Source organism: Maribacter sp. MMG018 (assembly GCF_018100785.1).
GTDB lineage: Bacteria > Bacteroidota > Bacteroidia > Flavobacteriales > Flavobacteriaceae > Maribacter.
This window is the reverse complement of record NZ_JAGJEC010000002.1, coordinates 211,990-235,402: the sequence shown is the minus strand read 5'-3', so window position 1 is coordinate 235,402 and position 23,413 is coordinate 211,990. Positions and strand designations below refer to the sequence as shown.

At 37.8% G+C, this 23,413-nt stretch carries 20 protein-coding genes; 6 read left to right on the top strand and 14 right to left on the bottom strand.

The features are described 5' to 3' along the window. Positions 1–9 precede the first annotated feature (9 nt). The 3 genes from J8L85_RS09235 to J8L85_RS09225 form a co-directional block, all read right to left on the bottom strand. Positions 10–630 (bottom strand): response regulator transcription factor, encoded by a 621-nt coding sequence (locus tag J8L85_RS09235; RefSeq protein WP_211016671.1) that lies wholly within the window; start codon positions 628–630, stop codon positions 10–12. 640 nt (positions 631–1,270) lie between these two features. Beyond that, the gene (locus J8L85_RS09230; RefSeq protein ID WP_211016670.1) at positions 1,271–2,980 is read right to left on the bottom strand and encodes a PorP/SprF family type IX secretion system membrane protein; all 1,710 of its coding nucleotides are present in this window, start codon (positions 2,978–2,980) and stop codon (positions 1,271–1,273) included. Between the two features lie 147 nt (positions 2,981–3,127). Further along, positions 3,128–4,390 (bottom strand): PD40 domain-containing protein, encoded by a 1,263-nt coding sequence (locus J8L85_RS09225; protein WP_211016669.1) that lies wholly within the window; start codon positions 4,388–4,390, stop codon positions 3,128–3,130. Positions 4,391–4,643: 253 nt separating this feature from the next. Here J8L85_RS09225 and J8L85_RS09220 point away from each other — a divergent pair, with 253 nt between their 5' ends. Continuing rightward, positions 4,644–4,838, top strand: a complete 195-nt coding sequence (locus J8L85_RS09220; RefSeq protein WP_211016668.1) for a hypothetical protein — start codon at positions 4,644–4,646, stop codon at positions 4,836–4,838. Positions 4,839–4,842: 4 nt separating this feature from the next. Here J8L85_RS09220 and J8L85_RS09215 read toward each other — a convergent pair whose 3' ends face one another. Together J8L85_RS09215 and J8L85_RS09210 are read right to left on the bottom strand one after the other, a co-directional pair. After that, complete coding sequence (locus tag J8L85_RS09215) at positions 4,843–5,673, bottom strand: DMT family transporter (protein ID WP_247656621.1); 831 nt, start codon at positions 5,671–5,673, stop codon at positions 4,843–4,845. 133 nt (positions 5,674–5,806) lie between these two features. Further along, complete coding sequence (locus J8L85_RS09210) at positions 5,807–7,906, bottom strand: HAMP domain-containing sensor histidine kinase (RefSeq protein ID WP_211016667.1); 2,100 nt, start codon at positions 7,904–7,906, stop codon at positions 5,807–5,809. Positions 7,907–8,464: 558 nt separating this feature from the next. Between J8L85_RS09210 and J8L85_RS09205 the strand changes: the two genes are divergently transcribed. Continuing rightward, on the top strand, positions 8,465–8,941 hold the full coding sequence (locus J8L85_RS09205; RefSeq protein ID WP_211016666.1) for a Dps family protein: 477 nt from the start codon (positions 8,465–8,467) through the stop codon (positions 8,939–8,941). Between the two features lie 173 nt (positions 8,942–9,114). Here the strand turns inward: J8L85_RS09205 and J8L85_RS09200 are convergent, their stop codons facing one another. The 9 genes from J8L85_RS09200 to J8L85_RS09160 all read right to left on the bottom strand — a co-directional run bounded on the left by J8L85_RS09200 (position 9,115) and on the right by J8L85_RS09160 (position 20,702). After that, entirely contained in the window at positions 9,115–9,423 is a 309-nt protein-coding gene (locus tag J8L85_RS09200) for a hypothetical protein (protein ID WP_157491538.1), read from the bottom strand. A 53-nt stretch (positions 9,424–9,476) separates the two neighbouring features. After that, the gene (locus J8L85_RS09195) at positions 9,477–11,936 is read right to left on the bottom strand and encodes a TonB-dependent receptor (protein WP_247656620.1); all 2,460 of its coding nucleotides are present in this window, start codon (positions 11,934–11,936) and stop codon (positions 9,477–9,479) included. A 248-nt stretch (positions 11,937–12,184) separates the two neighbouring features. Further along, the gene (locus J8L85_RS09190) at positions 12,185–12,973 is read right to left on the bottom strand and encodes a GLPGLI family protein (RefSeq protein WP_211016665.1); all 789 of its coding nucleotides are present in this window, start codon (positions 12,971–12,973) and stop codon (positions 12,185–12,187) included. Positions 12,974–13,030: 57 nt separating this feature from the next. Then, entirely contained in the window at positions 13,031–13,294 is a 264-nt protein-coding gene (locus tag J8L85_RS09185) for a hypothetical protein (RefSeq protein ID WP_211016664.1), read from the bottom strand. A gap of 555 nt (positions 13,295–13,849) precedes the next feature. Beyond that, complete coding sequence (locus J8L85_RS09180) at positions 13,850–14,728, bottom strand: pirin family protein (protein WP_211016662.1); 879 nt, start codon at positions 14,726–14,728, stop codon at positions 13,850–13,852. A gap of 68 nt (positions 14,729–14,796) precedes the next feature. Then, positions 14,797–15,390 carry a Crp/Fnr family transcriptional regulator gene (locus J8L85_RS09175; RefSeq protein ID WP_047244872.1) on the bottom strand — a complete coding sequence of 198 codons (594 nt, stop codon included), beginning with the start codon at positions 15,388–15,390 and terminating at the stop codon, positions 14,797–14,799. A 144-nt stretch (positions 15,391–15,534) separates the two neighbouring features. Beyond that, on the bottom strand, positions 15,535–17,394 hold the full coding sequence (locus J8L85_RS09170) for a feruloyl-CoA synthase (RefSeq protein WP_211016660.1): 1,860 nt from the start codon (positions 17,392–17,394) through the stop codon (positions 15,535–15,537). Between the two features lie 236 nt (positions 17,395–17,630). Continuing rightward, complete coding sequence (locus J8L85_RS09165) at positions 17,631–19,427, bottom strand: ribonucleoside-diphosphate reductase subunit alpha (RefSeq protein WP_211016658.1); 1,797 nt, start codon at positions 19,425–19,427, stop codon at positions 17,631–17,633. Further along, positions 19,428–20,702 carry a ribonucleotide-diphosphate reductase subunit beta gene (locus J8L85_RS09160; RefSeq protein WP_211016656.1) on the bottom strand — a complete coding sequence of 425 codons (1,275 nt, stop codon included), beginning with the start codon at positions 20,700–20,702 and terminating at the stop codon, positions 19,428–19,430. Positions 20,703–21,187: 485 nt separating this feature from the next. Between J8L85_RS09160 and J8L85_RS09155 the strand changes: the two genes are divergently transcribed. From J8L85_RS09155 to J8L85_RS09140, 4 genes are all read left to right on the top strand, one after another. Further along, a complete protein-coding gene (locus J8L85_RS09155) occupies positions 21,188–21,658 on the top strand; it encodes a hypothetical protein (protein WP_047244868.1) in 471 nt (156 codons plus the stop codon). Between the two features lie 47 nt (positions 21,659–21,705). Continuing rightward, positions 21,706–22,515, top strand: coding sequence for a universal stress protein (locus J8L85_RS09150; RefSeq protein ID WP_211016654.1), 810 nt, complete (start codon positions 21,706–21,708; stop codon positions 22,513–22,515). A gap of 69 nt (positions 22,516–22,584) precedes the next feature. Further along, entirely contained in the window at positions 22,585–22,803 is a 219-nt protein-coding gene (locus J8L85_RS09145; RefSeq protein WP_211016652.1) for a hypothetical protein, read from the top strand. Between the two features lie 262 nt (positions 22,804–23,065). Next, on the top strand, positions 23,066–23,413 hold the full coding sequence (locus tag J8L85_RS09140) for a carboxymuconolactone decarboxylase family protein (protein WP_211016650.1): 348 nt from the start codon (positions 23,066–23,068) through the stop codon (positions 23,411–23,413).

Here is a 23,413-nt window from a genome sequence, read left to right as displayed (position 1 = left end):
TAGGTATAGTTATAATTGTTCAAGTTTGCTCAATGCCTCCGATTTGGAGTTTACGTTGAGTTTTAGGTAAATGTTCTGAATATGAAAGTTGACCGTACTTGTGGTCACAAACAGTTTATCGGCTATCATTTTGTAGGTGGCCCCATGGCACAGATAATCGATAATCTGATTTTCTCGTTCAGAAAAGAAGTTGAACGATTTTCTGTGAAATGTAGATATCACCTGCTTCACGATATCGTTGCTTAAGGTAGCCCCCTCTTCCTTTATGCTTAACAATGCATGCGATATCTTATCTTCTGTCAATGGTTTGGTCAAATACCCATTGGCCCCTCTTTTAAAACTTTTTTTAATGATCTCAAAATCGTTGTTCTCACTGATCATTATAATTTTTACGTTCCAGTCTTTTCTCCGAAAAGATTTAATGGCATCTATACCTCCAATACCATTTAAATCGACCTCGGTTATAATAATATCGGGGGTACTTCTACGAAAATCTTTCAATGCCTTTTCTGCCGAGGTATAAATTCCCATCAATGAAAAACCTTCCAAATTTTCTAGATAGGTTTGATAAGATGCGTGTAGGTTCTCATCTTTGTCCAGTATGATAACTTTTAAATCTTGAGCTTTCATAATAAGTAGTATTATCCCATGCCATGCTCTAAAAAAGCACCACAATCGGGGTTAGTATTGAGTAAATTGGAAATAGTTTAGAACAATTAACAGCCGGCAAATCATATGAGATGCCATAAAAATTATATACCAATGCCTTGGGTAAGGGCCTAGCCTACTATAACTTGCGTGTTAAATGTTCGGGGAAAATGAACTAATCTCAGGAATATCGCGTTCCCGTGTTCATAGGGTTCATGACCTGCTTAAGAATAAAGTCTAAATAGTTTAGGACTTTGGACAGGTCTCTACTGTTTGTCGGTAAGAAGGAGTGCTTATTGGTAGTAAGCTGTAGGTAAAAATGTTCCATGTTTTTGGGGGGATTTGGGGTTAAACAATGGTTTTATTTATGTTTGAGATTTAAATATAGTTATTTATAAAATACATCCGATAAACTAGCTTTAATTTTCGTTAAAATGCATTTTTTGATGCATTTCAACGACTAGTATTAGCTAAAAAGCTTATAATAAAAAAGGAGGGGAATTAGTTATCCCCCCGGATACCACCCCTCCTTCTGTCGACAATTTACTCAAACATAGAAATACTCTAACCTGTATCGTACTACTAATAATTTTAAATTAAATTCTCCTATTTAATGTGCTCTTTAATATGACTCATCGTCCTCAAAAGTATTAGAGGCAGTAGCTGTATTTTCGTCTACCTGCATAATCCATTTTTCGTCGTTGTACTTACCGTTTAGGTTAGATACAAATGCCGTTTGTGCTTCTTGTTTATAATCGTAATCTGCCAAATAAACGTAGTACAAACCATTTTCCTTATTGTAAAATTGTCGTGGCTCCAGTCCTTTCCTCTTTAAATCGTCCATAAAGGCTTTGAGGTATTTTTTATTGCTATACACGTTGGCGATCACATAATATCCAGATTTTACACCTATTACATCCGAATCGCCCAAAACCCTGATAGGTAGCTTCTTGTATTTCTGTGAATCTTCAGCTGCCACGGCGGCTGCGTGCTCTTCTTCCATCTTCTTGGCCGCCATCATGGTCTTCTCTTCCAATTTAAAGTTGTGCAAGTTTGAATTGATATTGTTCTTGATATCGTTTCTCAACAACCTTACTATGGTCTCAAATTTTTGCTCAAAGGCCCGGTTACGCGCTTTCTCTATAGAGTCTTGTCTTAATATAAGCTCGTCTAGGATCAAGCGGTTCTGGTAAGCTATGTCGTTTGGGTCTCCTGTAACGACAGATGCCGTCTCGATAACCTCTTTATTCTTTTCTTCTTTTCTCTCTTTTCTTTTTGCCTTGTCCCTTTCCGATATCAAATCGGCTATCTGCTCTTCATAATTTCTAACGATACGGTCTATTTTGGCATCGTTGGAGCTGTCTACATACCCGTTTCCAAAATTATCTTGGTCATCTTTAAAGGTATATGCTAATGAAAGTTCGTGGTTCCAGCCTAGATTAGCCTCGTCTTGAGAAAGGTTCTTTTCCATTAAATAACCCAAAGACATTTTCTTGCTCAAGTTAAAGCCAATACCGGCAGAAACACCATACTCTTGGTCTATAGTACCCTGCAACCAGCCATAGTTTGGCAAATCCAACAATAAAGAACCTAAATAATAGATGCTACCATCCTCATTTTGACCAACTTGTGCCAAGGGCATTAGGCGTGCGTTCTCGAACAAGCCTCTATTTGCATCAAAAGTGTGGGTATATTGTACAGATGCCTTTACGCTTTTAGTGGATAAATTGGTTAAAAATTCGTTCGTGGTCTGGTTATACCTTAATAGGTCTTCTGCATACAATCCGAAATCAAATTTTCCGATAGATAGGTTAATTCCCGGTTGTACCGCAATTTTACTTTCTTTTCTTGCATCAGCTACTTCTGGGTCGGTTTCCGTTATAATTACACGGTTTTTATCCAATCCCTGATTAAAATAGGTAACGTTGGTACCGAAGGTAAGTTTACTCTTGTCGCCCAATTTTACTGCCGTGGCATAATTGGCATTGAATCCAAACTCTTGTATAACTCCAGACCATTGGCTATACACTCCAATACCTACTGCCGTTCTTTCGCTTAATTTATTACTGAAACCTAGAAAATAATTCTGACTGTTATCGTCAAATGTGGCATACTGGTTTCTGTGAAGAATGTTCAAGTACGATTTGTTTTCGCGTACCAGTGAAAAGGTCGGGTTTATCAAAAATCTGTTAAAGAACAATTGATTGTGATAGGTGCTGCTAGAACTCAAATCAGAACTAGTTTCCTGACCGAGAACGGAAAGGCTTCCGAACAGCATCACCAGGAAGACGGTGCAACCTATCTTGGCGGGTATTTTATGTAGTAAATTCATTTGAGTATATTTTAAATATTCGAGTAAAATTTGCGAGCAAAGGATCGGGTATATCAACTTGACCTGTTTGGGTAGGACGGATCAGTACTGATATCCTTTGTAGGGGTCTGTCTTCAAAAATTCATTTCACATGGTTATTACCTATTATCATTTCTCATCTTCAAATACCGAAGAAGAATATTGTAATTGGCTTTCTGTGTTCAAGGCTTCCATTAACTGGTAGTCTTTTGTGTGATTAAAATCTTTTTTTCCAATGTAGGAGAACGCTACTTTATGGGCGGTCTTTTTACCATTTCCCCTATTGGACATTACATAGCCCATTCCTTGATCATTGGTCAACTGAATTGAAAAATCATCGCTAGGGCTATTGATCGGGCTTCCCAAGTTCATGGCCAGGCCTACTTTTCTCTTTTCTACCTGTACCATATATATATCCATACCTCCGTAACCTTTATGTCCTTCAGATGAAAAAACCAGGGTATTGCCCTCTACTACTTTGGGAAACATATCGTTTTTTTCTGTATTTACTTTCTGGCCCAAGTTTTTTGCAATACCTACCATACCTCCTTTTTTAATGTCTGTTACGTAGATATCGTATTTTCCAAAAGAACCTGGCATGTTGGAAGCAAAGAACAGTCTGGAGCCATCTTCTGAAATGGCTGGATGCATGGCAGAATACCCTTTAGGGCATAAGGGAAGCTCTTTTATACTTTTCCACTCCCCATTTACCTTGTCTGCCCTAAAGATGCGGTGTTGCTTTTCCTTTTTCGAAAAAATACCGGTAGTAGGCTTCTCCATTACCACCTTGCTAAAATAGGCGGTATTGCCATCTGGAGTAACCACAATGGGACTTTCGTACTTAAATTCATCATCTTTAAGAAAATTATCGCTGTTGGCCCTATAGGGCATTACGTTTCCCAAAGATGCCGTTCTTGTTTCGGTGTTAAAGTGCAACGGTTTAAAATTGTCTCTAAAAGATGTTCTTCTTGCCATCTTTTTTGAAGAGGCATCTGTCATATGATAATCAGCCTTTACCAACTCGGTCCAGTTTTCATCATCCTCTTTTATGTCAGAGGCAGATTTACCTAATTTGGAAAGTGCATGTTCGTACCTTTTTTGATACGACGGCTCTAAAGTTCCATCTTCGCTTATATTGGTCAATTTATCATACCAATACAATGCACTCTCATAATTACGCGATAAAAAGTGTGCGTTTCCTAAATCTTCATAGATTTCCTTTTCGGTATAACCTAAGGATTTTAGCTCTTCATAGTTTTGAAGTCTTTTTTCCGTTTCGTTCAAACGATACGCTTCGTTTGAAGAAACAAATGCTGTCTGGGCGGTCATGGCAGTGCAGGTTAGCGAGATGACGCACCCTAAAGCCATTTTGTAAATTAAGATATTTCTCATGATTACATGATTTTGGGGTTAACATGTCAAAGATCTTAAAAGACGACCAACAAATACTTAACAAAAATTCATAGGTTTTTAGATTTTTTTCAATTTTTATGTTAAAATTTTAAAATTATTTTCTGATTCAGAGCTACTTAGACAAAAACCACATACCTAGTAAACATGGTTACACCGACTCTCATGGAAGTTTTCTTAATTATTTGTTAAATTTTAAATATTGTATTATCTTCCTATTGTAAACCAATTAGTTATGAAAATGAACACTTCAACACCAAAGGTAGACACGCAATTTTTATCAGATCTATTAATGATAGCCATGGTACTGGCACTTACCATACTGTTTTTTGAGTATTACGACGCTATAGAAGAAGAAATTACAACCGCCGTTCTTAACTCTATCCATAATATTAACAATAGTATTGCCGAAACAAGAGTAGGTACTTAACAACTTACCTTTTTCCGATTAAAACATTGGCACTAAGTGCCAATATAATCATGGAAATACCTAATAGGCTCCAAATAGTATATACATCACCGAACCAGAAGACCCCTAAAGAAATCGTAAAAATAACTTCTATATACTTTAATGGTGCCACCACCGTGGTCTTTGCCGTTTGAAAGGCCTTTGTCATAAATATTTGACCAAAAAAACCAAAAACCCCCAAACTCAACAGAAAAAACCAATCATTGCCCCTGGGCATCTCAAAACTGCTTATACTTAACAGCCCGGCAATTACCGTACCCGTAAACATAAAGTAATTGACGACCACCATGGGGTGATCCCCCTTCCCTATCCTTCTCAAGATCACATATACCATTCCGCTAAATACAGAGGCCGTAAGAGCCAATAATAAACCTGTGGTATTTATGGTACTATCAAAACCCTTGATTACCAACACACCGCAAAAGGCAATAATGAACAATAACCACTGTACCGCCCTTAATCTTTCCTTTAATAAAACTACGGCGAACAAAGTTGCAAATATGGGCGCTATGTAGCGCAAAGAAACCGCCGTACCCACCGATAAGTATTTTAAGGACATAAAAAACAGGCTCATTGCCGTTAGGCCTACTAAAGACCTCAACAACATCAATTTTCTGTTATGCCCCAATATAGGTATGCCCTTTATAAAAATATAGCTAGATGCCAGCACCAGAGAGCCAATAGATCTAAAAAAGACTATCTCAAAGGTGGGAAAATGATTTAGATACTTTACGAACGCATTCATTAAGGTGAACGAGAACGTACTGATTGTCATAAAGAGGATGGCTTTTTTCAAAAGAAAGTTTAAGACGGACCGCAGTCACTAAAATTTCTGCAAATTTAGGGTTAATGTAAAAGTACGCCTTCCCTTTTCCCCGTTTATTTGGTTTGTTATGAAAAATTTAAATATTGAAAAATGCATTCCCTTCTTAGGCAAGACCTACCTTCGGAATAGAGAAATAGAAACAACTACCCTCGTTTAAGGTACTTTCTACCCATATGGCACCATCGTTTTTCTCCACCATTTCCTTGCATAACACCAAACCAATACCAGTGCCTTTTTCATGGTTGGTACCAAAAGTGGAGAAAGTCTCTTGGGCATCAAATATTTTTGCCATAGCATCTTGGCTCATACCTATGCCCGTATCCTTGACATAAATTTCCCAAACATCTTCTTTTTCATTGGATCCTATGGTAACAGATCCGTGTTTGGATGTAAACTTAATGGCATTGCTCATCAAATTTCTGATGACTATATCTATTTGGTTCGAATCACACCAAACCCGTATAGACTCGTCCACTTCATTATATAATGCAATCGATTTTTGTTCCGCAATATCGGAGAGCAAATCTATATTTTCGTTTACCAACCCCCGTAAATTCGTCATTTGAGGTCTGGTAACCATTCCGTTCATTTGTGTTTGCCCCCAAGAAAGAAGATTGTTCAAGGTAAAGGCTATACTATTTATATCGTCCCTGATCTTGGGCATGAATCCCATAAATTCTTCTTTGTCTATTTCTCCGGTCCCTATTAGGTCGAACAAGGTCTTAAAAGAATTGATAGGTCCTCTTAAATCATGGGCTATAATAGAGAACAGCCTACTTTTAGTATTATTTGATGCTCTTAGGTCCTTCTCTTTTCTTTGTAATTCTCTCTTTTGTGTTTTTAATCTTTGGTTTAATTGATCTTGGACCTTATTGTTTCTTCTAAGTATAAAAATGATGATACCGAACGTTAAGATAATAAAAAGGGCCCCATAGAAATATGCTTTTTGTTTGGTTACCTTTTTTTCATTTTCTACCAAATATCTTTCTTTCTCTTGATCAAATTCCAGCTTGGACTTTAATATCCGTAGCTCTTTTTCATTCTTTGTTTTGTTTAAGGTATCCTCTACGCGCTTATATGCTTCTAGGTACGCCAATGCCTGTATGGGGTCTTCGGTCTCCTTTTTAATGTCGTAAAGTATTTTTATACTTTTTGCCTTTCCTTCTATATTGTCCAATTCTTTGGCAAACTCCAATGCTTTTAAGGCATAGGTCTCTGATTTTTCATAGTCCCTAAGTCCCAGATACGTTCTGGCCATATCGTTGAACAAAGGTATCTTATACCTTATTTGAGCAATACTGTCATGAATCTTCTCACTTTTCTTAAACCAAGAAAGCGCCGACCCGTACTGCTCTTTTTTTAAGTAGATATTCGCTTTAAGCTCATAAGCATATGTCAACCATTCGCGCAATCCCAATTGCTCCAATAACCGAATACTCTCCCCTATATTTTCCGAAGCCTTTTTTAAATCGCCCTGTTCTATATAAGCGGAAACCAGATTGGCCAATGTAACCGCTGTCACTTTATCGTTACCTGCCTTTACGTTCAGCTCTTTGGCCTTGGTCAAAAAATGAATGGCCTGCTCATACTCTTTTTGTTCGTGGTAGTGGTTAGAGGTATTTACATAAAAAGTGGACAGCCACGTATCTAATTGGTGTTGTTTCGCTATTTCAATGCCATCCAAATACTGCTTGATCGCCTTGGCATACTGTTCGTCATATTCATACTCTATGGCCAAAAAGTTTTTGGCCCGTAACAGTATCTCATAATCTCCAATACTTTCAGATATGGAAAGTGCTTCTTTAAAATGCGTTATGGCTTCCTCTTGTTTACCGGTATCGGAAAAATAACTGCCCAAATTAATAAGGCCTTTTGCCTCCCCCTTCTTATAATCTATGGCTTTGCTGAGCTTAATGGTCTCCTTAGACAGCTTTAACAAGCTATCTTGGTCGTAATAACAAATTTCTCGGCCTATATCAAAAAGCAGGTCTATATATAGGGTATCCTTTTCAAAATTCGGACGCTGTTTTAATTCTTTAAGTTTTACTGATAAATCTTTTTGCTCCGTTTTTTGGGCAGGTAAAGAAGTAAGATTGAACAAAAATAGGCCCATGGCCATTAATAATGGTTCTAGGTATTTTGTCTTTTTGATACTAAAAAATCGACTCACTGTTAATTTAAGGATATCCGTAATCTTTTCCACAAATTAAATGTTCTTACCTGTTTAATATATATTTAGTTGTTAAATACCTATTTAAGTAGGCAAAACCCTACAAAAATGTAGTTTATACTATTTTATCATATCGGTTATAGTTTACTTCCTCACGCTTTACGCACCCATTCAAGACCATAGCCTACCCAAGGATTCCCTTAAATACTTTTAAAGACAATCCGCCCTTGAAACAAGCACAAAAAAACATATATGAATACCAACAGTTTCGGGGGAGGGTCCGAAAGATATGACATTATATGCTAAAAATTCTCTTTTATTTTGGTCTTTAAGGCTTTACATGTCCTGTTTTTGTCCTTCATTGTATGCCAGACGTTGGTATAGCCCACAAATCCCCCCTGCTTCTTAAAGTAAGTTAAGGAGGGTATTATTAGTTGAAACAAATTATACAACCAAGAAGAAAAGCTAAAAAAACCCTCTTCGATTTTACTAATATCAAAATAGATAAAATCAATGGACTGTGTAACACATGTTACCGTCCCGTGGGGAGCTATTTAATAATTTTACAGAACAAAATTAAACACATACATTATGGAAACTACAACATTACAAGTCGGGTTAGATCAAACATATAAAATAGATATTACCAACAAGCTTAATCTTCTTTTGGCCGATTATCAGGTCTATTACATGAACCTTAGAGGGTTGCACTGGAACGTTAAGGGAAGCAATTTTTTTATGTTGCACGAAAAATATGAAGAGCTTTATACAGATGCCGGTGAAATGGTGGATGAAATCGCAGAACGTATTCTCTCTTTAGGGTTAACTCCGTTGCACACTTTTGAGGATTATCTTGAAAACAAGACCATTATGACCGTTAAGGATGTAGCTGACGGTAAAACTGGTGTTCAATTGATCGTAGAAAACTTAAATGTATTATTAGATCACGAACGTACCGTACTGGAAATTTCAGGCGAAAATAACGATGAGGGTACGGCTTCTTTAATGAGCGACCTGATCGGCAAACAAGAAAAACTCATCTGGATGCTTACTTCCGTTTTGCAATAAGGGGTAACAATACATTAAAAATCAAAAAAAGTAGCGATACCAAAAATGTCGCTGCTTTTTTTTTGTCCACAAGTGAACCGGCCAATACCAAAGTAACCTACCAATACTCTTTATTATACATGAACGGCCATTGCCTATGGTACTATCATATTAAAATAGCACAGTTCTCCCCATCAAGAAATGGCTATTGTGATTGTGAGTAAAATGCTGATCAATGTTGCGACAGATAGTCCCTTGATCAAATCCTTTCTTTTTCTAATGCACGAAAGAATTAACAAAGGCACCGGATAAATAAATAATACCCCAAGAATAATGGCATATACATCGTTGGCCATAAAATGAAGTATGCTCAATATTTCACCTTTCACCTCCGTGTCTTTTGCTATAATCATACCTACAACAAATACGTATATGAGTATTAAAAGGATATAACCATAGGTATATTGAATTCTATTCTTTTCATCTATACTCGTTTTAATCAAACATAACTTATTGACATACAAATTATTAAAATACATTTTTTTCTATTCCCATATCAAAATCTGTATTCCATTTTTACAAGTACAAACCTTGGCAACAATCTATATTCTGTCGTTGATGTTCCAATATCGCTGACCGAAAAGTTTCTGAACCTTTCGGTATTGAAGAGGTTTTTACCTGTAAGCCCTAAAGTCAGTTTGTTCTCAATGAGTTTATATTTAGCATCAAAGTCCAAAAAATAATAAGTATTATCGGCTTGTAAATTGCCAAAATAGTAACGTTCTGACTGTACTTGAACATCAAACTTTTTATTGAAAACGAAAGACAAGTCCAAAAAGCTAATGTTGTCGGTAAAAGAATTATTTATGGTCGTTTCTATTTCTGTGGTTGTCCATTTTGTGCCTATATGGTAGTTAAAGATACCTTTAAACCCAGAGCGCATTTCCAATCCATAATTGTAATTTTTGGATGTGACTATACGAAAGTCAGAACTATTTACGATATTCTTAAATTCGCTTTGCGCATAGCCTACATCCAATTTTAGATTTGAGGATATAAACTTAAAATAGTAATCGAGTTTTGAATTGATGTTAACGAATTCACGGTCTTCGATCAGAATTTTTTCTGCTTGGGCGTAGTTTTGCGCAATCAAGGTGTTGGTAGAGAAGAAATCGTGGTTTTTGCTGTAAACTATAAATGTGTTGGCAAAAAACCTATCGCTCCAATTTCCCAATTGATAATTAAAGAATAAACTTGAAGCATCAAGTTGATTAAAACCACCCGTACCTTTTGAAAACGAGCGAAATCCCGTTAACACAAAATCGCTGTAAACATCCTGAATTTTTGCATTGGTAGTGTTATAGGAATAGGAAGTGATAATTTTGTTCTTTTCGTTTATTTCCCAGTCAAGCCCTATACTAGGGTTGATAAAGAATGGATTTTGATTGGACGAGATTTGATTGTCCTTTAATTGGTTGAAGAGTTGATGAAAACCCAACTTTCCCGTAAGCCCTAAGTCTTTGATTTTTAAACGGTATTTGCTTTTGAAATATAAGTCGTTTACTTGATAATTAGTTTCATTTTGGTAACCGTTGGGCCGTTCTAAAAGAGTTTCATCTTCCAATAATGAAAACGTAGTGGATAATTCATCCCTTCTATATTCATTTCCTAATTGAAGTTCCAACAAGTCCCCATTTTTCTTACGGTCCAGTAAGTGGGCATTGATGCCCGCAAACTGCATTTGGTTCTCGCTCAATTGCGTAACATTGTTTGCATTTTCACTATCGGGAAACAAATCTTGGTAAAAGAATTGATTTAAACGATAGTTTTGAGGTGTTTGTTCATCAATGAATCGCCCAGTCAATAAAAAAACCTTTTTATCTTTAAATTTATTGGTGTAGCTTATCTTCTGGTCAAAAAGCGTGTTTTGGTGCTGTAAATTTTCAATGGTAGAATTGCCATTGAACACTAAGTTAGAGCCATCGTTAAAATCGCCATTGTTATATTTTGTTGTGGCTTCTAGCATTTTGGTTTTAGAGATGTTGTAGATAACATCTAGCTTACCAAAAGCCATTCTTTTTTTGTTACGTAATTCATAATCTTCATTATTGGTAAAACTTGTTCCATTGACATCTACAACCTCCATGCTGTTTCTATAAAAATCGGTCTCGTCCCAATTAAAAAAGCCAAGCGTTTTTATTTTCAGTTTTTCCGTTGGGTTGAAGATAGCGTTGAGCGAGACCAGTTCTGCCTTGTTGAAATTGGTTCTACTCCGTTTAAAATTAAGTTGGTTTGGTAATAGATTCAAAATAGAATTGACGTTTTGATTGTCGCCTATGCTTGCTGGCTCATTAATTCTAAATGGTCTTACTAAATTTTCAATGTCGCCAGTAGCATCGTAGCTTATATTGTTGAGATTGGTCAAAAAGTAGTATTTGTTCTTTTTGCCAAAGTTCATCAAGTTTCCTTTAACTTGATAAAAATTGTCGTTTCCTAAACTAGTTTCAATATTACCGAACCAAATGCGTTTTGATTTTTCGATTAATTTTAGGTTTAAAGCCACTTTGTCGCTTTCTTCAACGCCTTTTAAAAGGCGGTTGTTTGAATAGTTTTTTAAAATCTCAACTTCCTCAATTGGGTAGGCAGGCATATTTTTGGAAAGTATTTTATAACCTCTCTCAAATAGGTCATCGCCATCCACCATTAATTTCTCGATTTCCTGATTTCCTACTTTGATTGTACCTTCATTATCAATTTGCAAACCCGGTATTTTTTGAAGTAAATCCGCAATATTATTTTCGGTTCCGTTAAGATAATATTTTGTTTTAAACCTAAGAGTATCTTTTCTTTCCGAAAATGGCTTGTTATTACCTTGGACAATCACTTCATCCAATTCAAGAGGCTTTTGATATAAAATCGCATTATTAGTTATTTGATCGGTGTTATTGGTAATGTTAATCACAACTGTTTCTTTTGTATACCCCAAACGATAGAATCTTAATCTTAATCTACCCATGATTGATGTTTCCAATTCGTAAAACCCGTTTTTTGAATGGGTAAAATCGACTATTGAATCATTCGTTTGACACAAAAGGGTAACGCTAGCCATGTCAATCAAATTTCCTTCATCATCGGTAATTTGACCAGTAATTTTTGTTTGTGCACTAATAGTTAATGAAAGTAACAAGCAAAATATGTACAAAAATAATTTTGTTGTATCCAATTGATTTGTTTGCATGAAAGCATATTTGTAAGTGTTTTATTTTAATCGAATATTTCAAGTTTTTGACCACAATCCTTACAATCCTTATCAATCTTTAAAGGACCAAAACCCTTTGGAAGCCTACTGCTGAGTTTTTCAAAATATTCTATAGTAAGCTTATTTTGCATTTCAATATATTGCTCTAATGAAAGCGCTTTATCAAATTTTAAATCTTTGGTTTTATTTTTAATATAATTCGAGTTTGTATCAAAATTAGTTTGGATTTGTACTTTTTTGGCATAAAAATATGCCATACCAGTCTCTTCATATGCCTCGAGAACAATACCCGGCAATCCATATAATTTCCAAGGCCCGTAAGGCATTGTTAAGTCAATTGCGTACCAACTGATATATGTTCTACCTCGAAATTCGCCTTTCGCTTTGGCACATTCAAATCCACCAATTTTTTTTGTTTCTTCAATTAATGTCCATTTTATATCTATTTCATCATCTTGTGTAAATAGATGTTCGTTTGCGAATACTTCACTGAAAAACATTACTTGATCTTTATTCAAATAATAGAACTGGGGAATCTTCGTGTTTCTTGAATATATCACTTCAGTTCCATCATCTTTGGAGATTGTAGATCTTTTAAGGTCATAAGGCACAATTTCCTCATAATAAGATTCTTTGCTGTTAAAATATAAATTGTAATTTCTTTCAAAATCACCATCAGGTGTTTTTAGAATATAATCATAAGTTATTTTTCCGTTAATTTGACTTTTATTTTGCGCAGCCAGAATGTTTAAAAACAAGGTGACAATAATCGAATAAATAATTTTTGCTTTCATAACTTTCAAAAAAGCCCTCACCATCAGTTTATGGCAAGGGCTATAATTAAATTAGTCTTACTTTTTTTCAATTACAACATTACAGTCAATTTCCCTCCATTCGGAACACACTTTGCTGCCATCAGCCAGATAAACACATAAACGGTAGTAGCATTTGCTATAATCATATTCTACAGTAATAGATTCATTTGCATCATAATTTGTTTCACCTACAAATAAAATCTCATTCTCAAAGCTTATGTCTTCATAGGTATTTCCATTTGAAGCAAAAGCAAACGTTCCCGCTAACACAAAGGCTAAAGCAAAAAATACATTTTTCATAGTATTCTAAATTTTTAGGTTATGCCTACTTTCAGAATTTTAAGTCGCTGTTTCAGCTTTGTACGACCGGGCAATTTCCAAGTATTCACTTTATTAGAGTCAAATTCAGTGTTTATATCGTATTCCGTAAGTCGGATGGTCATAAATTACTCTCTTCAGTGACCAAATGAACAATAACCCATTCATATACAATGCTTTAAAAATATAAATTCTTACAAAAAAAATAAAAATTCCTACAAAATTTTCTTACAGAATAGCAGAATACCTCCTAAAAGCTATCTCTTATGTCCACCTTTTAGAGGCTATTTTTTCAACTATACCATGCTTAATCACTTGAAAACAACAACGCTCTTATTACTGTTCTTAAAAACATAAGTTCAATATTCATACATAGTTCCGAACAAAAGAACGATTCAAAGAAATCCAAAATATTGCCCAATGCTATCCCACAAAAAAAAGCGCAGGTCTTGATCTCTCAAAAACCTACGCATTTCTATTTTACTTAGCAGCCCTTCCCTTACGGTAACAGCCTGTTTGCCATACCCTTTTTTATCATTAATCTTCTAAATAGCCAAATTTGCCATTATTAAAATCTTCAAAAGCTTCTTTCAACTCTTCACGTGTATTCATCACAAAAGGGCCGTGGGCCGCTATGGGTTCATTTAGGGGGGCACCGCTCAACACCAATACCACGGCTGTATCGCTTGCCTCTATTTTAAAAGTTTCGCCATCGTTGGCCATAAGGGCCATATGGTCCGTGGGGACCTCTTCTTCACCATTGATCATAATACCGCCTTCCAATACCAGCAAAGCGGTGTTATAATGGGCCGGAAAGCTAAAAGTAGCTTTGCCTCCCTTGTTCAACTTGGCATTGAACATATGGATCGGGGTAAAGGTAGCGGCCACTCCTTTTGTATCTTCAAAAGCACCCGCAATTACCTCTATATACCCCGCATTGTTCGCCAATTGGTGGCGGGCAATATCGCTATTTTTGATCGCTTGGTACTTTGGGGCACTCATCTTATCCTTTTTGGGTAGGTTTACCCATAACTGTACCATCTGAAAGTCTCCTCCGGTCTTGCTCCATTCCTCTTCATGGTATTCTTTGTGCAATACCCCACTTGCCGCAGTCATCCACTGTACGTCCCCTTCTCCGATCACACCGCCTCCTCCACTACTGTCGTGGTGTGCCACCCTACCTTTATAGGCGATGGTAACCGTCTCGAACCCCCTGTGAGGGTGTACCCCTACTCCTTTGGGTGTGGGGGAAGGTGGAAATTTATAGGTGGCATTATAATCCAATAGTATAAACGGATTCATCCGTTGCATATCCATCCGATACCCGCTCGGAATAAAATTATGTACCCTAAAACCATCACCTACAAAATGAGGTTCTCTTGGGGCCGCGACCAATTCTACTGTTCTAGTTTTCATATCCTTATCATTTTATACCCCAAAAATACGGTACAGGTTTCGGGCGTGCATTGATGTATGATAAGAAGCTACCGTTTACTGTTTTTACGGGCCAATTCTTTGCGTACCCTGCTTAAGCTTTCGGGGGTAATGCCCAAGTATGACGCTATCATTGCCTGCGGAACCCTTAAAAGTATATCGGGGTACATGGCCACGAACTGTAAATAACGGTCTTCGGCAACGGCACTCAACAATAGATTTATACGATGCTGCTGTTGCCGTATGTGATTGTGGAGCAATCTATTATTAAATTCGGTGAATTTGGGGATTTTCTGTGATAGCCGCTGTATAAAGTCATCGTCTATCAGCACCACATGACTATCTTCCAAGGCCTGTATATAATAAGCCGAAGGTTGGTTGAAATAGGCACTTTCACGATCGGTCACAAACCAATTTTCGGGTGCAAAGGATAAAATATGCTCCTTGCCACGCTCATCAATGGAATATTGGCGCAACAACCCCTTTTCAACAAAGAACGTATGCCTGCAATGCTCTCCCTTTTGCAATAGAAAGGTCTCTTTATTTACCTGCATTACCCTGCAATTGGCTACCAACGAGTCTATTTCTTCCTCGTCTACATCTAGGTTAGAGGTCAAAAATGTCTTTAGGTGAAGACCGTTCATGTGAATAGTTATATTTTTTTGTTACCAGGCCTATAAAACGCCATTCGTTGTCGCTATTAAAAATAGGTATTTTATAGTTGTACTACCCTAGTTGCCTATCGCCCTTGTACCTATGGACGAATAATATATTAATGATCCGGCCGATCAGTGTTGGGCCTCCAACACACCCGGCAACAGCGTTTCACTATATATTTTCTCTACATATACCTTTCTATGGGTTAAAATGGAGGCTTGGTTTATAGAACCTTTGTCCGTCACCTCGCCCTTATCGGTAGATAGTTCAAAATCGGCAAATAACGCGCGTTTTATCTTGGTAGAGCTTCCGGTACTATTCTTGCCCATAGTGTCCAGCAATTGTTGTAAAAATAGTTCTACCTCTTTGCAACAGATCAGTTTCTCCAATGGCAGCTCCTCGCCATTCTTGACCAATTTTTTACAGCCATGGAAATCAGGAATCAATATGGCACCTAGGTAATCTTTACCGTGGCCGGTGATTACGGCATCTTTAATAACCCCTTGGCCCATGGTAATGAGATGAGACCTTAAAATGCCCACGTTTACCCATGTGCCCGTGCTCAGTTTAAAATTTTCGGTAATCCTACCGTTAAAGAGCAATCCTGCATTGGCGTCGGCATCATCTACAAATTTTAGGGCATCCCCGGTTTTATAAAATCCCTCTTCATCAAAGGCCGCATTGGTGGCTTCTTGGTTTCGCCAATAACCGGGCGTTAAATTGCCCCCCTTGAACCTTGCCTCGTACTTATCGCCGTGGGGAACCAGCTTTAGATCTAAACCGGGAACTGGAACATCCAAGGCCCCGGACATACTCTGGTACCGTATATTGAACATCACCGACGGACTTGCCTCGGTCATTCCATATCCAGAGGAAATAAGTATCTTTTTTCCAATGGTCATCAAGGCCAATTCATCTAACCTGTCCCATACATGCTGCTCCATACTGGCACCGCCATAAAAAAGCATTTTCAATCTTGAGAAGAACAGTTCCCTGAGTTCCGTATCTTCCTGTAAATGTGGTAATAGCTCTTCAAAACCTTTAGGTACATTGAAGTAAACCGTTGGCGCAAAATCCTTTAGGTTTTTTATAGTCTGCTTAACCCCTTGCGGTGTTGGATTGCCTTCATCTATGTACAACGTACCGCCATTGTGAAGTATCAATCCAAAATTATGGTTGCCGCCAAAGGTATGGTTCCATGGCAGCCAGTCCATTAACTGCAGGCCACCGTTCTTAAAAAAAGGAAATATTTGGGTAATCTGCTGCCAGTTGGTGGTAATATTGCCATGAGTGTTTATAACCCCTTTGGGAAGCCCCGTAGACCCCGAGGTAAACAGAATTTTTGCAATGGTATCCTTTCCGATTTTCTTGTTCGCGGCCTCTACATCTTTAGAGACCGGGGTATCTAAAATGGCTTCGAAGCTCGTAGCGCCCGGTAAGGCATTTTTTACGGTTAACAAGGGTATATCGGGTGCTACGGCCTGTATCGCTTTTTCAAAAATGGCCCCGTCCTGCACAAAAACAAGACCCGGAGTCAGCTTTTTTATACAATGCGACAGCTTCTCATAACTGGTAGATTTTAATGCATATGCCGGACTGATAGGTGCATACGGTATACCCACATGCATGGCCGCCATAGACAATAGCGCATGTTCTATACTGTTACCGGAAAGTATGGCAATGGGCCGCTCTACAGAGGCATTGCCCTGTAATATATATTGTGCCAAGTGTTGTACTTTTTCCCAAGCTTCGGCATAGGTCAGTTTTTCCCAGGTACCGTCTTTTCCCCTTTGTGCCAAAAACACCGTTTTTGGTGTTTTCTCTGCCCAATACCTTAAACGGTCGGTCATTTTTATTGGGTGTGGCTCCAATGCCTCTTTGCATCTTAGGTACACGGTGCCCTCGCCATCGACCTTTTTTTCTATAGCTATGGGAATGGTGGTTACCGGTACAAAAGGCGTCTCCAACGCCGTTGGTCTATGCTGTTCCATGGGTTTCATTTATCGGACAAAACAATACCTCTTTCTTTATTTCGGCAATCTTTACCGTTTACATCTTCTGCTACAAGGGTACCGCTGCTCCAATTTTCTTAAAATACGACTTCGGCTTTTTTTGATAAATACTTTGCAGGACTAAATTTAATGGAATATTTAGTTTTTTGACCACTAATAGAAAAAAGTCCGGCGAAATGGCCGGACTTTTTAATTATTGTTCCACTATTATGGGATTAAGCTTCGCAGCTTGCACAATCTTTCTTTTGCTTGAATTTTTGTGCCGCATTCATACTGTGCTGGTAATAAAGTGATTTTAATCCCAGCTTCCATGCGGTTACGTGAATCTTATTGATCTCTTTTACCGGCATTTCTGGATGTATGATAATATTTACGGACTGACCTTGGTCTATGTGGTTTTGCCTGTTGGCCGCCTGATAGATAATATCCATTTGGTCTATTTCCGAGTAGGTCTTAAATACATCTTTCTCTTCATCCGTTAAGAAATCCAAGTGCTGTACAGAACCGTCAAAATCACGGATACTTCTCCATACCTCGGTGGTATTCTTTCCTTTTTTCTCTAAAAGCTCTTCCAAATAAGGGTTTCTGATCGTTGTTTTCACCTTGGCAATATCCTTAACATAGGTGTTGGACCAAATTGGCTCTATACCCTGTGACACCTGCCCTAAGATAAATGCCGATGATGTGGTCGGTGCAATCGCGTTCAAGGTAGCGTTACGTCTGCCATATCCTTTTAAAACTTCTGGCTCTCCGAACCGCTTTGCCAAATCTTCTGAAGCACTGTACGATTTTTCCTTAAGGGTCTTAAATATTTCACTGTTCAGGTTATAGGCTTCCTGACTGTCAAAAGGCAACATTTTTGACTGTAGCAACGAGTGCCATCCTAAAACACCCAATCCTAATGCACGGTTGTCTTTTGCAAAGTTATAGGCACGCTCCATGAACAAGAAGGTCTGACGGTCTTCACGGTTGTCCGAATCACGATAGGCCTCCAATTTCTCACAGAATTCGGTAATAACGGCATCCAAGAAGAAAACCATGGTCTCAACGGCATCCGTATCTTTCCATTTATCGTAATGCAATAGGTTTACAGAAGATAGTACACATACGAACGACCAGTTATCGTTGGATGGCAACATGATCTCTGTACAAAGGTTACTTGCATATATAGGAAGATCCTTATCTCTATAAACATCGGCAGCACCGTTGTTAGCGTTATCTTTAAAGAAGATATATGGGTATCCCATTTCTCCCCTACGTTGTAATACCTTGGCCCAGATAGATCTCTTTTTAACATCACCGTCCACCATTTCCTGCATCCAATCATTGGTTACGGTAACACCATGGGTAAGCTCTTGTATCGGGTTACCTTCGGTACCGATTTCCAAGAATTCCTCAATATCCGGATGCTCTACCGGCAAGTATGGTGAAAAACGTCCACGACGTACAGACCCTTGGCTTACGACATCTACCATAGACTCAAAAAGTTGCATGATATGTACGGCACCCGATGCCTGACCGTTATTTTTTACTTCGGCGCCACGGTGTCTTATCTTACCAAAATACCCAGAGGTACCGCCACCTAGTTTAGACATCATACCGACTTCTGATTGGGTATATAGAATATTCCCCATATCATCGTCTATATGTGATCCAAAACAGCTAATTGGCAATCCTCTTTCTTTTCCAAAATTGGACCAGACAGGTGAAGCCAATGAGTAGAAACCTTCACTCATATAACCATAAAACTTGTCTGAAAATCCTGGGATATTTAAAATGCTCTCCGCCCTATCGGCAATTTCACGAATACGCTCCTCTGGGGTAACCCCTTTTGTAAGGTAACCTGAGGCCAAGAAATTACGGCTATGGTCGTTTAACCATTTAAAGCCTTCCTCTTTTTCGCCAGCCAAGTTTTTAAGGGCTTCTTTTCTAGCTTGTACTAGTTGTTCAGAACCATTCAATACGGTTTCTTCTTGTAGGCTGTTTTCTAAATTTAATTTTGAATCGTTCATTTAAAATAAGTCGTCGCTGGTTATACTTTGTGTTCTTTTACTATAATTGATAGAGCGTTTTACGAAGAAATCGCCATGTTTCGTTCCGATGATTTCGTCATCAAACCATTCGGTCTGGGCCAACAGCCCCTCGTCTACTTCGAATATCTTATCGATACCTATACTGTTCAACGAATCGTTGAACCTCTTTTTAATAAATTCTTTCACCAATACTTTTGGCAAGAAGTCGAGCTCCCCGGCCTCAAATATCCAATCTATGATATCGCTTTCAGAAGAAAAGGCCTCTTTACACATATCTTGGATCATTTTATGGTATTCCGCATCGAACCACTCCGGATTTTCATCTTTTATAATGTTGATGATGTCGATACCAAAATCACCATGGATCTGCTCTTCTTTTGAAGTGGCCTCCACCACATTGGAAATACCCTTCAACATATTCTTGTATTTGTTGAAGGCCATTATGATCAAGAACTGGGAAAACAACGATACGTGCTCTATAAACAAAGAGAACAATAAAATAGATTCCGAATATTCTTGATTGTCTTCACTCTTAGCATTCTTAAGGGCCGTTTCCAAATAATGCACCCTTTTCATTATAACAGGTTTCTTCTTTAGGGTCTTAAACTCTTCGTTCAGCCCCAATATCTCCAACAAGTGCGAGTACGCATCGTGGTGCCTTACCTCACTTTCGGCAAAGGTGGCCCCTACCGAACCTATTTCTGGTTTTGGCATCTTATGGTAGATATCTCCCCAAAAGCTTTTTACGGCTACCTCTATTTGTGAAATGGCCAACATTGTGTTCTTGATGGCACTGCGTTCAACATCCGTCAAGCGCGTCTTAAAGTCCTGTATGTCACTAGTGAAATTGAACTCCGTATGGATCCAGTAAGAATGTCTTATCGCAGGTACATATTCATATAAGGCCGGATATTCGTAAGGTTTTAGGTTTACACGCTTTTCAAAAATATTCGGCTTTCTTTTTTGCGCCTGTTCGTTACGATACAGTATATACGCCTTTGCAACATCGAAAAAACCGCCTTCCATCAACTTGTTCTCCACAAAATCTTGCACCTCCTCAACCGTAGGTTTATACGCTGCATCCGCCTTCTTTCTTTCCAAAAGGGCCGCATACACGTTTTTGGAAATTTCTTCCGCTTCTCCAGGGCTACCGTGTTCAACAGCGGTCATAGCCTTGAGAATTGCATTTGTGATCTTGTGTAAGTGAAAGGGTTTTGTGGTAAAGTCCCTTTTAATGACTTCGGTTATTTCCATGTTAAAAAAAAGTTAATGATGTTCTTACTAAGAGAGGTATAAAGGTCAAATTTTATAGCCTTCAATGTAAGTTCATCGCCCGAAGTTTTTCAACACTTTTATCAACAATTCTAATCGCCCCCTAAAATAATATCGATTTTAAAATCAAAAAACACCTTTACATAATATTGATTTTCAATTATTTACAATCGACTATATAAAGACAAAAATCAGACAAAAAGAGGAAATTTATTTTCGCTCCATCTCAAGAAAATTATTTTTTCTTACAACGATAAATTGCCTCGAAAAATTTTAACATTTTTTCAACGACACCCCATAAAAGACCTTCCGTTTTTCATGTTTTATAAGTCGTACAAGGGCTATCAAAGCTTTTGTTTAAATCAATAATTTTAGAGATATGTTCATAACATGTTTTGAATATGATTTAGGTCATAGTATTTAATTTTTCCCCCTTCTATCTTTATTACGAACAAAATTACAATCAAATGAAAGAGTTTAGAAACAGACCCAAAGATGGTTACATTCATGAAGCTGATTGGCAAAACCTTTATTCTCTGACCGAACGTTGGAAATCTGACCTGGAATTTTACAACCAAGATCTTAAATTCTTGCATGGTTTAATAGACAAGTTTTTTATGTGGATTTCTAAAAAGGAGAACATAGATATGGTTCAAGAAATAGAGTTAGGCCTACTTGACATGGATAAGCGATCTACAACATTACTTCAAAAAGTGAACAAGCACCTACATCATTTATCCGAGTTAATAGATAATCCCTTTGCCTACGATTCCCATAAGTTTAGAACCGAGCACGAGCAACTGGAAGATGAACTGGAAACATTTGTAAAAGATTTCAGAAAGAACAGAAAAGAAGTTTTCAAGGTTACGGAATACACTATAGACACCGAGGAAATGGCTAGAAAATTTCATCTGTCGGAAAAATCCAATACTCCGTAAAAGCGCCGTGCCAGGCACTAAAAATAAAATACCCAACAAAAAAAGAAATGAAAAAAATAATAATACCGACCGATTTTTCTAAAAATGCCCAAAGGGCCATCGACTACGCCCTTTTGCTTTTCAAAAACGAGGTATGTACTTTTTATATACTACATGCATACCACAGTGTACCTTCTGCAGAGAAAACCAAGACGGACTTTCAAGAAGATTTAAATCAACTTGTACAGAAACTACAATCGCAACATACGGAAGGCAAACATTATTTTGAGGGCGTAATGGAATCCGATTCGCTTCTTAGCTTAACAAGTCGTACCTTAAAAGAAAAAGGTGGGGATTATATTTTTATGGGAACCAGAGGGCTTTCTAAGCTACGCGAAATTTTTGTTGGCAGCAACACCTTGGACCTCATCAAATATATAGACAATTGCCCTATAATAATGGTACCTGGCGATTATGAATATACGGATTTAAAAAAACTGGTTTTTGCCACCGATTTTAAACATGCCTATAATTCTACAGAGCTTGCTCCGTTTACGGATATTGCCAAATTATGGGACGCTACTTTGAACATTGTTCACATTAAAACCGAAGAACTTTTGAGCGATACCCAAAAAACGAACAAAGAGCTTTTAAGAAACACCTTAAAAGATACCAGATATTTATTTTTTGAGGTAAAACAACGTGATTCCGTGGCCAATACACTAATAGAGATCGAAAAGACCAATAAGAGCATGGGCATGATGGCCTTATTGAAGACGGAACATGGCTTCTTTAAAAAATTAACAAGACAGAACATTATAAAAAGCGTTGCCTTTAACACCGAGAAGCCATTAATGGTATTGCCCCAAGCTCATTAAAAGATATTTTATAACGTATTGTTCCGAACAATAACATGGAACGATCAACCTATAACAAAAGAGAACAAGATGAAAGATTTACATCGAATATTAAATGAAATTACTCAGCTTACCACCCGTATAGAAACAGATTACCCGGAACTCTACCGTTCTTTAGACGAAAACCCTATGACCCTACCGGTAAGCAAGCACCCACATATGGATAAAGTGGTCATGCAAGAATACCTACAGAGCCTAAAACAATTATTGGAGCATTATATAGACGAACACAAAGCAGAAAAATCGTAACCCACTACATTGTTCAGTGTAATAGAACATTGCCTCTTTCACAAGAAAGTATAGCCATAACGGAACCCGTTACATTTCTACGACAATGGGCCAAAAACCGTCATAGCCATATAATGTATTGGTCTATTAAGTGATGGTCATCTGCAAATTCTTTTGTTTACTGATTTTAATCATATGACGACTTTATGATTTAAGATAGCTTTGGAATGCTTTAAGAATATACTACGGTATTCATAAAAGTACACTTCTAAACTATTGAGCCATGATAAAAGACTATTCTAAACACTACAACGACCTTACAAGATTAATAAAGGAACTAGGAGGCAACATACCTGAAACCATCAGTGGTTTTAACAGTTTACATAAGGCCAGTACGGCCGAGGGGGTGCTTTCTTCGAAAACAAAGGAACTCATTGCACTGGGCATTGCCATTACGGTGCGCTGTGATGGCTGTATTGCCTTTCACGTTCACGATGCCATAAAATCTGGCGCTAGTTCTGCAGAGATATTAGAGACCATTGGCGTTGCCGTAATGATGGGCGGTGGCCCCGCCCTCATGTACGGCTGTGAAGCCCTGGAAGCGTTGAACCAATTTACCGTATTGGAATAA